The sequence below is a fragment of the Echinicola arenosa genome (assembly GCF_014841125.1).
Classification (GTDB): domain Bacteria; phylum Bacteroidota; class Bacteroidia; order Cytophagales; family Cyclobacteriaceae; genus Echinicola; species Echinicola arenosa.
Map to the genome: position 1 here is coordinate 363,768 of NZ_JACYTQ010000003.1, position 13,311 is coordinate 377,078.

The following is a 13,311-nucleotide window of genomic DNA, read 5'->3' on the forward strand; positions in this document are numbered from 1 at the left end:
ATATCTAGGTATTAACCTGTACTATTTTTGTTTTATTTCTTTCTGCATTTCTAATGGCCACTTGTCTGGCTACTGTTTCAGCCAACTCGGTAAATGCCTTTTGGGTAACACCTTCTTTCAATACAGCAGGGAAGCCGCTGTCTCCACTTTCTCTAATGCTTTGAACAATAGGAATTTCCCCAAGGAAAGGCACTTCGAATTTTTTAGCCAGTCGCTGACCACCTTCTTTGCCGAATAAATAGTACTTATTTTCCGGCAATTCTTCTGGTGTAAAATAAGCCATATTTTCCACAACACCTAAAACGGGAACATTTATTTGGGGCTGTTTAAACATGGATAACCCCTTGGTAGCATCTGCTAGTGCTACTTTTTGCGGGGTAGTAATAATTACAGCACCAGTTACTGGTACTGTTTGTACCATAGTGAGGTGAATATCGGAAGTGCCCGGTGGCAGATCGATCAATAGATAATCCAATTCACCCCATTCAACATCTGCAATAAATTGCTTTAGCGCTGAGCTGGCCATTGGACCTCTCCAAACTACTGCACTGTCTGCAGGAGTCAAAAAGCCGATAGACATCAATTTTACACCATATTGCTCTATAGGAATGATAATATTCTTCCCGTTTTCTTGTTTAACAGCGGGTTGTTCACCTTCTACATTGAACATAGTAGGAACTGAAGGCCCTGAAATATCTGCATCGATCAAGCCCACCTTGGCACCAGTAGCTGCCAGGGCCACTGCCAAATTGGAAGAACAAGTTGATTTACCCACACCGCCTTTACCAGAGGCCACAGCAATGATGTTTTTCACTTTTGGTAGTAAGGGAGCATTGTCTCTGATCGTGGTTACATTGGAAGTCATGAAAATATCCAATTCAATAGTTTCACCAAATTCCTTCTCCAATGCTTCAACACACTTACTTTTGATCAATTCCTTGAGAGGGCAAGCAGGGGTGGTAAGTACTACTTTGAAACTTAATTTATCACCCTCAATCACAATATCCTGGATCATACCCAGTGTTACCAAATCCTTTTTCAGATCCGGATCATCTACTGTGGAGAGGGCTTTAAGTACCTTTTCTTTACTTATAATCATTACGTAGGGTAAATTTTGCGCAATTTAGTGCTTAATAATCCTTTTTAAAACTGTTGAACCTAATATCTATATTTTGACTTCATTGATTTAATCGATGATCATTAGGTAATCGGGCTTCAACCCTTTTAATTTTTTAACACTATAACCCTTTACTTTAAGTAATAGTTTCTATTAAGCGCGTCCTTTAGGAAGTCTATTTTCATAATACTTTTTTATCTTTGGATTTATTCCCAATACAGCATGTCATTAAGTAATATTACAACAGAAAAAGTCAAGGATAGGGCGGATATTGAAGAGGTGGTCAATGACTATGTGCCCCTAAAGAAAAAGGGACAGAACCTTTGGGCCTGTTGTCCATTTCATAATGAAAAATCTCCATCATTTTCCGTTTCTCCTGCCAAGCAGATTTATAAATGCTTTGGTTGTGGGGCTTCTGGTGATGCCATTCAGTTTGTCATGGAAGTGGAAGGTATTGGCTTTAATGAGGCTATCAAACAGTTGGCGCAAAAATATGGCATTGAAGTAGAAGAGGACCACACGGCGACTCCAGAGGAAGTCCAAGCGTACAACGAAAGGGAGAGTTTATACATAGTCCAGGCTTTTGCAAGGGACTTATTCCATAAAAACCTATTGCAAACGGATGAGGGCAAGTCCATAGGTTTAAGTTACTTTAAGGAGCGAGGCTTTAATCAAGCCACTATTGAAAAGTTTGACTTAGGATATGCCATGGACAGCTGGGATACCTTGCACAAGACAGCGACAAAAGCGGGTCATTCCGAAGATATTTTGCTTAAGGGAGGCCTGATCCTCCAAAAAGAAGGGGATCCAAGCCGGAAATACGATCGATTTCGAGGAAGGGTGGTTTTTACGATCCATAACCTCGCGGGAAAGCCCATTGCTTTTGGAGCAAGGATTCTCACCAATGACAAAAAGCAACCCAAGTATATTAACTCGCCGGAAACGGCTGTTTACCATAAGAGTGATGTGCTCTATGGGATGTACCAAGCCAAACAAGCTATTCGGAGCAAAGACAATTGCTATTTGGTCGAAGGGTATACCGATGTGGTTTCAATGCACCTTTCTGGAATAGAAAACGTAGTTGCATCTTCGGGTACCTCATTGACAGAAAATCAGATTAAGCTGATCAAGCGGTTTACCGATAATGTGACGGTACTTTATGATGGTGATGCTGCAGGTATCAAGGCTTCGTTGAGAGGTATTGATATGTTGTTGGAAGGAGGGTTGAATGTAAAAGCTGTTGTATTCCCTGATGGGGATGATCCTGACAGTTATTCTAGGAAAGTTGGGTCAGAAGCTTTTCAAACTTATTTGAATGAGCATGCCCGGGATTTTATAGAGTTTAAAATTGAGCTGTATGAAGAGGAGGCGAAGCATGATCCTATTAAAAGAGTAGACACAGTTAGACAGGTTGTGCAGAGTGTTTCCAAGATTCCTGATCCAATTACCCGTGCGGTTTATGTAAAGGAATCTGCCAAGCTGCTCCAAATGGAGGAAGAAATAGTCTTGGCCGAGCTCAATAAGATTCTTCTGAAAGGACAAAAAGAGACCTATGCAAAGCCCAAAGATAAATTTTCTCCGGGCCCACCTCCTCAAGATGCTGATACACCATTTGAAGCTTTTCTTCCAGAGGAAAAGCCTAAACTTTCCGCTAAGGATGTTTTGGCTGGTCAAGAAAGGGAAATGCTGAGACTTTTGGTTACCTATGGTTTTGAAAAAATATCCGAAGACCTGCATGTTTGTGAATACCTTATCCAAGAGACTGGGGACTTGGAATTTCAGACACCTTTGTATCAAAAGATCCTTATTGAATATAAAAGAGCTTTACGAAAAGGTGTTTTACCCAATGCTGATTACTTTATTAAGTTAGATGACAGTGATGTAAAATCTGAGGTGATCAACATGATATCCAATCGACATGAGATGTCCGACAACTGGCAACTCAAGCATTTGATCTATACTAACAGGGAGTCTGATGATTTGTCCAAAACCACTTTCAACGAGATTCACCGCTTAAAGAGAAGGGTCCTGGAAAAGATGGTGGATGAAACCATTCAAAAAATACGGGTTGCCGAAGAAAATGGGAATATTGATGAAGTGTCAGACTTTCAAATGGTTCTGATGGCATTGAACGAATCATTGAAAGAAATCAATAAGCAACTTGGAACCGTAAAGTCCAGATAGACCAAACTAAATACCGTCTTTCTCGGTTTAAGACAATAAAGAGTGTAATTTTGCACACTAAATTGACCATTCAATAAAATACTATGGCTGAAGAAATTAAATTAGATTCCATCGAAGAGGCAATTGAAGCGATAAAAGCTGGTGAAGTGGTCATTGTGGTAGATGATGAGGATCGTGAAAATGAAGGAGATTTTGTATGTGCAGCTGAAAAAGTAACGCCGGAGATTGTCAATTTTATGGCAACCCACGGTCGGGGTTTGATTTGTGCACCAATTATAGAAGACCGTTGTGAGGAGTTGGGCTTGGAGTTGATGGTTGGCAGAAATACAGCAGCTTATGAAACGCCATTTACTGTTTCTGTTGATTTGATCGGGCATGGTTGTACGACTGGAATTTCAGCTAGTGACAGGGCCAAAACGATCAAAGCATTAATTGATGATAATATTCATCCTGATGAACTGGGAAAACCAGGGCATATTTTTCCTCTAAAGGCCAAAAGGGGAGGTGTGCTAAGAAGAACAGGTCATACCGAAGCAGCGATTGACTTGGCTAGATTGGCAGGTTTGTATCCCGCTGGTGTTTTGGTAGAAATTATGAATGAAGATGGTACCATGGCCAGGGTTCCGGATTTGATTGAAGTAGCCCAGAGGTTCAACTTAAAGTTTGTGAGTATCAAGGATCTCATAGCTTACAGGCTTAAAAACGAATCATTGATCAAGCGTGAAATAGGTGTAGACATGCCTACGGAATGGGGAGATTTTGATTTGGTAGCCTTTAGACAAACCAATACTGATGAAATCCACATGGCCCTGATCAAAGGTGAGTGGAAGGAAGGGGAGCCAATTTTGGTAAGGGTTCATTCTTCTTGTGTGACGGGTGATATATTTGGATCTTGCAGGTGTGATTGTGGTCCTCAACTTCATAGTGCCATGGAAATGGTCAATAAAGCAGGTAAGGGAATTGTGCTATACATGAATCAAGAAGGAAGAGGCATTGGTCTGATCAACAAACTCAAAGCCTATAAACTGCAAGAGGAAGGAATGGATACGGTTCAAGCTAATCTTGCATTGGGTTTCCCTATGGACAAGAGAGATTACGGTGTTGGGGCACAGATTTTAAGGGATTTGGGTGTTTCCAAAATTAAGTTGATCACAAATAATCCAACTAAACGAGCAGGTTTACTAGGTTATGGCTTGGAGATTGTTGATACCGTAGCGTTGGAGATCAGCCCAAACAGTCATAATGAAAAATACCTTACCACCAAAAGGGACAAAATGGGTCATCAGATTCTCAAAAAAGAGATCAATAAGATGAAATAAACAAAGAGCCCTGAAAAAACAGGGCTCTTTTAGTATAAATTGAGACGTTTCGACTAACTAATCCGTCATTAATTTCGTTAGTCTAATTAGAATCAATGCCTTAATCGTCATGAAAAAACTGCTGTATATATTTCTTTTCGTATTCATTGCTGTGCAAAATGTTGATGCTCAGAATTTTCCTTCCCAAGTATGGCATGATGGTACCTTGTACCTGAGTGATGGAGAAGTTTATAAAGGAAAGCTAAAATACGATTTGGATAATAATATTGTGCAGTTACAGAGTCAAAGCGTCCAAACCTACAGTAGTTCTTCCATTACTAGGTTCGAGATATTTGATGAGTATTATGGAGGAATTAGGACTTTTTATAGTCTTCCTTACGATATAAATAACAATGACTATGCGGTTCCTATCTTTTTTGAACTCCTTACCGATGGTCCCGATATTACATTATTGTGTAGGGAATATATTACCAGTGACCCAAGAAGTATGGGAATGTACAGCATGTACATGTCACCTATGTACGGTCCGCCTATGACCAATTCCAGCAAATTGGCTTTTGACTTTTATTTCTTGGCAGAAGGTGAAATCACCAAATACAGCCAAAAGAAAAAAGAACTGCTTAACTATATGGAAGATAGGGAAGATGAGGTGAAATTGTACATGCGCAAAAACAGGTTGTCCCATGATAGAAGGGGAGATTTGTTGCGTATAACCGCTTATTATAATCAGTTAAAAGAGTAAGTATTTAAATTAAGGTCAAATAATTAAGAATGATGGACTGCCCGTTCATCATTCTTTGTTTTGGTGGGTTTATTGTAACAACTTTCCTTAAATTTGACCAAGAAGAATTTTTAATCAGACATCAACTTTAAAATATATTTTAATGAAAAAACCGTTGATTCTAGTATCCAATGATGATGGTATTACCTCACGGGGAATTCGTGTATTGGTGAATGTAATGAAAAAGTTGGGCGAGGTGGTAGTGGTTGCTCCAGACAGTCCTCAGTCCGGTATGGGACATGCGATTACCATCGGCAACACGCTTCGGCTAGACGAAGAGGAAATTTTTGATGATGTTGAGGCCTATAAGTCCAGTGGTACACCTGCAGATTGTGTGAAGTTGGCCAAACATTATGTTTTTAATGACCGCAAGCCAGATTTAATAGTTAGCGGAATTAATCATGGTAGTAATACTTCTATAAGTGTATTATACTCAGGTACTATGTCTGCTGCAATTGAAGGAGCAATTGAAGGGTATCCTTCCATAGGTTTTAGTTTGTGTGACTATAGCTCCAAAGCAGATTTTTCTCACGTGGAAGATTACGTGTTTAAGATTGCAAAACAGGTATTGGAACATGGAATGCCCAAAGGTGTTGCTTTGAATGTGAACTTTCCTCCCAAAAGAAACGAACCAATTAAAGGAATAAAATTGTGCCGCCAGGCCAGGGCCAAATGGCAAGAGGAGTTTGATGAGCGCTTTGATCCAAATGGTAGAAAGTATTTTTGGATGGCTGGAAACTTTGTGAATTTTGATAAAGGAGAAGATAATGATGAATGGGCCATTGCCAATAACTATGCTTCTGTAGTGCCTTGCCAGTTTGATATGACCGCGCACCATGCCATTACCCAAATGAATGAAGAATGGGATTTGGACATTGAATAAGGAGAATTGTATTGGAATCAAAAAGCCCTTCATTTTTGAAATGAAGGGCTTTTTGATTCTATCTGCTAAACTGCTAAAACTTTAATTTTGCAGGAAGGTATTTGGCCACCAGGTCTTCATAATAGGGCCTTAATTCTTTTGCATTTGGAGGAGTGGGGACTTTAGAGTAAAGATCATAAGGGTTGAATTTTTTTACCCAATCAAACATATTATGATCATGTTGGCTCATCAGGTGATCATAAGCATTTTCCTTATGTTGTGGGTAAAAAGAGTGGTAACGGATCATATAAAGCGCCGGTTCAGGCAAATAATCTTTGACCATTTGGTAAAGGTATTCATCATGTCCCCAGGACATTTTTACCAGATCCAAGCCACAATTAGGTGAGTAGACTCCATATTTGCTATTGAATTCAGAATTTTTTGAATCAGGATTGTTTTCAAAAAATTCTGGAAACACAATCTTATCAGAAAATTGGCAGCCTACCGGAAATGTATCGCCTACCACGGCCCACTGAGGTTCTCCAAATAGACACAGCACTTTGCCAAAATCATGTATAAACCCGGTGAGCACGAACCAATCTGGATGCCCATCAGCCCTAATAGCTTCTGAGGTTTGTAACAAATGCTGCAATTGATCTAGGTCTGTATCAGGATCAGAATCATCTACTAAGGTGTTTAGAAAATCAACTGCCTCCCAAAATCCCATTTCTTGTTTGTTGAACTGGAGGAATTCCTGCTCTTTTTGCTGTACGAAGTCATAGGTTTGATATTGATGATTCAAGCGGTAAAATTCTCTAACAGTGTCCTGTCTGCTTCCATTACTATAGTTTCGATAACCGTCTTTATTGTCTGACTCTTCTTCAGTTTGAGGGTAACGCTCTTTTAAATCATTCTCCCAATCTTCAAGATTTTGAAGAGGATTATTATTAACAAATTGATCAGGTTTGTTCATGCTGTTTAGGGCTTATGTTAGTTAAAATAAATATTGAGAAAATTATTTGTTTTCTCTTTTCAAGTTACTAAAAAACAAGATATTAAAAAGCTTCCTTTGATACATATCATTACATGTTTATCCACTTGCTTATCAATAAACTGATTCCTTTAAGGTACTATGAAAATTACCAATCAGGCCACAAAGAATATATGCATTCTTTTACAAATAATATTTAAATTCTAAAGCTGTTGGCATATAATATGGATATCAATAAGAATTTAATCGCTAAATAAAGTCATCATCACTACAAATGTAGTGATGATGATTATTTACTGGTTTTTGTACTTTTATTGGAAAAATGTAACCTTTCGAATACTGATAGCTTGCATTAATACGTAAGAATTCAAAAAAATATTTTGGAACCATAATAATTATACAAACGGGCATGCCATTCTGTAATTAGTTCTTATATTGGGTGTGAATTTATTGAAACCCTAAATTAATTATGTTGCTGAATAAGTTTGCTGTAGCGCTAGTTTTGGCAGGAGGAATTCTGCCAAGTCAAGACAAAGCCAATATTAATTCTGTTGATTTCAAAGCTTATCAACAAGAGATTCCCAATACTAATTTGTCATTCGAATTAACCCCAATTCCTGCTGGGGAGTTTTTAATGGGTAGCCCAGAAGCAGAAAAGGGCAGAGAGAGTGATGAGGGGCCTCAAAGAAAAGTAGCTTTAGATGCTTTTTGGATGGGAAAGCATGAAATTACTTGGGATATCTTCGAATTGTTTCTAAATAAAAATTATGAGGCTTCTGTCAGTGAAAAGGCATTGAGTCCTGAAGTGGATGGGTTGACACGTCCATCAACTCCTTATTTGGATATGACTTTTGGTATGGGAAAGGAAAATATGCCCGCTGTTGGAATGACCCAATATGGAGCCATCCAGTTTTGTAAATGGTTATACACTAAAACAGGTGTTTTCTATAGATTACCTACTGAGGCTGAATGGGAGTATGCCGCTAAAGCTGGAAGTGAATCCGCTTATTTCTTTGGTGATGATGGCAGCCAATTAAAAGAATATGCTTGGTATGAAGAAAACAGTGAAGAAACTACCCATGAAATAGGTCAAAAGAAGCCTAATCCATGGGATCTATATGATATATATGGAAATGTTCTGGAGTGGACCAATGACGCTTATGTCCCTAGTTATCCAAGCTCTAATGGACTTGATAAAAACCCCGTTCAAACTACCGAAGAGCTTTACCCTAGAGCTATAAGAGGAGGGAGTTTTGTCAGTGAGGCAGATGAATTGAGAAGCAGTAAGCGTTTTTATTCCACACCAGATTGGAAGCAAATTGATCCACAAATTCCTAAAAGCCAATGGTGGTTCCCAGAAGCACCATTTCTTGGCATTAGAGTGGTGAGGCCACTGGTTACTCCTTCAGAAGAGGAGATCATGGCTTACTATAATCAAGCACCTATTGATGACTATTAATCATAAAACCTATAAATAACATGAACCTTAAACAAAAGAATGAAAGAAGAGACTTCCTTAAAACTACTGCTCTCGTTACCGGTGGAGCCATGTTAAGTCCCTTTACATTACCGAAAGCATACGCTCAAGGTAGTGACGAGATAAAGATTGCTTTGATCGGTTGTGGCGGCCGTGGAACAGGTGCTGCATTCCAAGCATTTGGTACTGATCAAAATATAAAATTAGTGGCCATGGCTGATGCCTTTAGGGATCGCCTGGACGATAGTTATAAAGCATTATCCACTAAAATAGGAACAGATAAGGTAGTAGTAACTGAAGATAAAAAATTTGTAGGCTTTGATGCTTATAAAGATGCTATAAAGGAAGCTGACGTGGTGCTTTTGGCTACCCCTCCAGGTTTCCGCCCTATGCATTTTGAAGAAGCCATCAAACAGGGCAAGCATGTCTTTATGGAGAAACCAGTGGCTACGGATGCCAATGGAATCCGTAAGGTGATCGCAGCTGCGGAACAGGCCAAAGCTAAAAAACTTAATGTTGTCGTGGGGCTTCAGAGAAGGTACCAAGACAATTATATCGAAACCATCAACAGAATTCATGACGGCGCCATTGGTGAAGTGGTAGGAGGTCATGTATATTGGAATGGAGGAGGGGTATGGACCCGAGCCAGACAACCTGAACAAACAGAAATGGAATACCAAATGAGAAACTGGTATTACTTTAACTGGTTATGTGGAGATCATATCACAGAGCAGCACGTCCACAATTTAGATATTGCCAACTGGGTGAAAGGTGGTTATCCTGTTAAAGCTGAAGGTACTGGTGGAAGAATGGTCAGAACTGGTTTGGATACTGGTGAAATCTTTGATCACCACACCATTCGATTGACTTATGCTGATGGCACCATTATCAATAGTGAGTGTCGTCACTTCCCCGGAGCAGATAACAAAGTGGATGAATCATTCATTGGCACCAAAGGGCGGGCTTATATGAATGCCGGTAATGTTGGGAAAATTTGGGGCTTAGATAATTCTGTTATTTATGATCATGATGGCAAAGGTAACATCAACCCTTACCAACAAGAACATAACAAGTTGTTTGGAGCTATAGTAAATGGCGAGTATGTATATGAGGATGCTACCAGAGCTGCTATGAGTACCATGACCGCTATTTTGGGCAGAAATGCAACCTATACTGGTAAAGAAATTACTTGGGATGAAGCTTTCAACTCAGAAATTGACCTGATGCCGGATACTTATGCTTGGGATGCCATGCCAAAAATTCTTCCTAACGAAGATGGGCTATACCCACATGCTGTACCAGGTAAAACTAAGGTGGTTTAAAAACCTTAAAATATATTAGAATTAGAAGGGGCTGGATATTAAATTATCCAGCCCCTTCTAATTGATTAAGAAAAGCTTCTAGTCTTCTTCTTCCAATACTTCCAAGATATCAGCCAATTCATCAAAATCCTTATAACCAGGTTTGATTTCATCACCTCCCTTTAATGCGATTCCTTCAACAGGGAGCTCTTCCAAAAGCGAACTGATATTATCAGCATCTAAGCCAAAGCCGAGTAACACTTTGCACTTTTCAGCAATGGCCTTGATCAAATCTTTTACTTCATCTTTAAGCTCTAGACTATCAGATTCTAAAAGTAGTATGACATTATTTTCCTTTAAGCTTGGCGCTTTGGTCAACAAATGTTGCAACATTTCCACGTTATTGATCTCTTGCTTTAAAATAAGATTAAAGGAGGAGTTAAGGAGCATAGGAAGATGTAATTCTTCTGTAATCTGAAGATAGCTAAATCCCTCATAAGTTTTGGCTGTTTCTAAAATAGCGTCAGGATGAGAGGCTTCAAACTCTCCAACATATTCCAAGCCAGAAAGCCAATCGGTCATTTCCTTATATTTTTCAGGAGACAAATAATCTTTGTTTCCTTCCTCTAGGTTGAAACCCATCAGGTTGACATACATTCCCGCGCAATATCTGGCATCGCTAAGGTTATTTACTGTGCTTATTTTTACAAAAGTCTTAAGCGCCATTCCAATTTGATGTTTTAGCTAATTTAACTTTAAATGAGCCCAAAGATAAATAGAAAAGGGACTTTTACTAAATACCTAAAGGGTGGGTTTTCAAATTTAGGTACATTAATTTTAACTTTTTGATAGGAAATTGTATTTTTGCAGATCACCATTACTTGCTGAATGCGAACAAGTTTACTCTTTTGTTTCATCATATTGCTTGCTGCTTGTCAGCAAAAAGAAACAGAACCAATTGATTTAGGTTATGATTATATGCCGCTAGAAGTCAATAGGTTTTGGATATATGAAGTTGATGAAACCATTTTTTATGGAGAAAATGATAGTGAATCCTCACATTTTTATTTCCGAGATGTCATTTCAGAAAGTTACATAGGAGAAGAAGGAAGACTTGTTTATTTGGTCAACCGGGAAAAATCTACAGATCAAACCACTTGGTCAAACCACATGGTATATACTTTGCAAGTAAAACAAAATGCTTTGGTCCGATCTAGTGAAAACCAATATACCGTAAGTTTTGTCTTTCCACCGAAGCAAGCAATAGTTTGGGACGGAAATGCTTATAACACCCTTAATGAAGATGATTATAACCTTGAATTGGTAAAAGCCTATGAGGTTGGGGGTAAAACTTATCAATCTACCGCTAAGGTGTATCAAGAAACCGAAGATGACCTCATCACCATACGGGACAATAGGTATGAAGTGTATGCCAAAGGAGTTGGAATGATTGAAGAGTATAAAGAAGTCCTCACTTACTGTTCAAGAAATGATTGCCTAGGTGAACAAATTATCGATAGTGGCCGTTTTATTCATTTGAAACTGATCAATAATGGACAATATTAAAAGACTGGTCATAGCTACAGCCTTAATCATCCTTCAAGGAACTATGGCCTATGGACAGGACAGGTATGCTATTAAATATAAATATAAACCGCAGGACACATATAGTCTTGATGAACCAACTGCTTTTTTGACTCAAAAAGCCATGGATCGTCGCGAAAGAGAAGGTATACTTGCAGATAGCACAGACTTACCTGTTGCGGAGAGATACATTGACATTATCGATGACATGGTGGACAATGTGCAATATCATTCCAAATGGATGAATGCATCTGTTGTAGTGGCCAATGCAGAACAAATTGAGGCAATCAAAGCGCTTCCATTTGTGAAAGAAGATGGAGTCGAGTTGATTGCTAAAGGTTTTTATATGAATGGAAGAAGTTCCAATTCCAATATCCTTAAAATGCCTGTTAGTATTCAAGTTCGTGGAAAATCCAAGGCGGAAGAAGATTATGCTTTTCAAAATGGTTTGTTAGGAGTGCCAGAAATGCATGGTGAAGGACTGACGGGAAAAGGAATTACAATAGCTGTATTTGATGGTGGTTTTATGAATACTGATGAAATCATAGGATTAAAGCACCTTCTTGATGATAATAGAATTATTGCTACTAAAGACCTAGTGACCCCATGGTCAGAAAGTGTTTATAGGACAGAAACTCATGGTACTTCAGCTTTGTCATTGATTGCTGCGAATGATGTCAATACTCTTGTATCGGGTGCTTACGATGCCAATTATATCCTTTGTATCACGGAAGATGTTGCTTCGGAATACCGAATTGAAGAATATAACTGGGCAAGAGCGGCCGAATTTGCTGATAGTCTAGGTGTGGATATCATCAATAGTTCTTTGGGGTACACCACTTTCAATGATCCAAGCATGAATTATGAAAAGTCTGACTTGGATGGAAAAACTGCAGTAATCACCCAAGCTGCCACTTTGGCCGCAGAAAGAGGGATATTGGTGGTTTCCAGCGCAGGCAATGAAGGAGGTGGATCTGAAACAACGATTACAGCACCATCGGACGCAGAAGGAATCTTGGCAATTGGAGCAGTTTCAAAAGACCTGAGCAGGGCTTCTTTTAGCTCAATAGGCCCAACAGCAGATGGTAGAATTAAACCAGACTTGTCTGCACTCGGCAGTGGTGTAAGACTTTGGAGAGGAAGTAATAATACTTCTACTGCTAGTGGGACTTCTTTTTCTGCTCCTCAAATAGCTGCCTTGGCAGCGGGGATATGGCAAGGAAGGCCACATTGGACAAAGGATGAACTGATCCATTACTTATTAAAGAGTGGGAGCCAAGCAGAGAATCCAGATGATCAATTGGGGTATGGTATTCCAAATTTTGACCTGGCCTATTTTGGTGAAGTATTGGATGTAGAAGAAGAGTTTGAAGAATTTCAAACCAAGATCTATCCTAACCCTGTCAATGGTGAAGAATTATTTATCCAGTTTGGAAATAGCGCCCAGTGTGATTTCACTTTGATTGATACCAATGGAAAAGTTATTGGGCAAAACACCCTAACAAGAAATTCCAATAGAGTGCCCTATGAAGTCCAATTGGCAGCGATACACACAGGGCTTTATGTCATAGAATTAAACGAAGGATTTAACAAGGAACGACACAAGTTGCTCATAAAGTAAAGTCTCTACTCCATAAAGAAAGTCACTTTGATACTAATCATAAAGTGGCTTTCTTTTTAGTATAAGTTGGGCAA

At 39.1% G+C, this 13,311-nt stretch carries 11 protein-coding genes; 8 read left to right on the forward strand and 3 right to left on the reverse strand.

Translation table 11 applies throughout. The features are described from left to right. Positions 1-4: 4 nt before the first annotated feature. A complete protein-coding gene (locus IFO69_RS10760; protein ID WP_192010109.1) occupies positions 5-1,099 on the reverse strand; it encodes an Mrp/NBP35 family ATP-binding protein in 1,095 nt (364 codons plus the stop codon). A 240-nt stretch (positions 1,100-1,339) separates the two neighbouring features. On the opposite strand from IFO69_RS10760, the gene dnaG reads away from it, so the two are divergent. The 4 genes from dnaG to surE all read left to right on the forward strand — a co-directional run bounded on the left by dnaG (position 1,340) and on the right by surE (position 6,284). Beyond that, entirely contained in the window at positions 1,340-3,301 is a 1,962-nt protein-coding gene (dnaG, locus tag IFO69_RS10765; protein WP_192010110.1) for a DNA primase, read from the forward strand. Positions 3,302-3,384: 83 nt separating this feature from the next. Then, entirely contained in the window at positions 3,385-4,620 is a 1,236-nt protein-coding gene (locus IFO69_RS10770) for a bifunctional 3,4-dihydroxy-2-butanone-4-phosphate synthase/GTP cyclohydrolase II (RefSeq protein WP_192010111.1), read from the forward strand. A 109-nt stretch (positions 4,621-4,729) separates the two neighbouring features. Further along, positions 4,730-5,362, forward strand: coding sequence for a hypothetical protein (locus tag IFO69_RS10775; RefSeq protein WP_192010112.1), 633 nt, complete (start codon positions 4,730-4,732; stop codon positions 5,360-5,362). Between the two features lie 142 nt (positions 5,363-5,504). Then, positions 5,505-6,284: a 5'/3'-nucleotidase SurE gene (gene surE, locus IFO69_RS10780; protein ID WP_192010113.1), complete on the forward strand. Its 780-nt coding sequence runs from the start codon at positions 5,505-5,507 to the stop codon at positions 6,282-6,284. Positions 6,285-6,357: 73 nt separating this feature from the next. Here surE and IFO69_RS10785 read toward each other — a convergent pair whose 3' ends face one another. Next, positions 6,358-7,236 carry an inositol oxygenase family protein gene (locus tag IFO69_RS10785; protein ID WP_192010114.1) on the reverse strand — a complete coding sequence of 293 codons (879 nt, stop codon included), beginning with the start codon at positions 7,234-7,236 and terminating at the stop codon, positions 6,358-6,360. A gap of 487 nt (positions 7,237-7,723) precedes the next feature. Between IFO69_RS10785 and IFO69_RS10790 the strand changes: the two genes are divergently transcribed. Then, positions 7,724-8,713 carry a formylglycine-generating enzyme family protein gene (locus IFO69_RS10790; RefSeq protein WP_192010115.1) on the forward strand — a complete coding sequence of 330 codons (990 nt, stop codon included), beginning with the start codon at positions 7,724-7,726 and terminating at the stop codon, positions 8,711-8,713. Between the two features lie 20 nt (positions 8,714-8,733). Beyond that, positions 8,734-10,053 (forward strand): Gfo/Idh/MocA family protein, encoded by a 1,320-nt coding sequence (locus tag IFO69_RS10795; protein ID WP_192010116.1) that lies wholly within the window; start codon positions 8,734-8,736, stop codon positions 10,051-10,053. Between the two features lie 78 nt (positions 10,054-10,131). Here IFO69_RS10795 and IFO69_RS10800 read toward each other — a convergent pair whose 3' ends face one another. Beyond that, positions 10,132-10,758 (reverse strand): beta/alpha barrel domain-containing protein, encoded by a 627-nt coding sequence (locus IFO69_RS10800; protein ID WP_192010117.1) that lies wholly within the window; start codon positions 10,756-10,758, stop codon positions 10,132-10,134. Between the two features lie 162 nt (positions 10,759-10,920). Here IFO69_RS10800 and IFO69_RS10805 point away from each other — a divergent pair, with 162 nt between their 5' ends. After that, positions 10,921-11,598: a hypothetical protein gene (locus IFO69_RS10805; RefSeq protein WP_192010118.1), complete on the forward strand. Its 678-nt coding sequence runs from the start codon at positions 10,921-10,923 to the stop codon at positions 11,596-11,598. Then, on the forward strand, positions 11,585-13,237 hold the full coding sequence (locus IFO69_RS10810) for a S8 family serine peptidase (protein ID WP_192010119.1): 1,653 nt from the start codon (positions 11,585-11,587) through the stop codon (positions 13,235-13,237). Before IFO69_RS10805 ends, IFO69_RS10810 begins: the two co-directional genes overlap by 14 nt. The last annotated feature ends 74 nt before the right edge of the window (positions 13,238-13,311 follow it).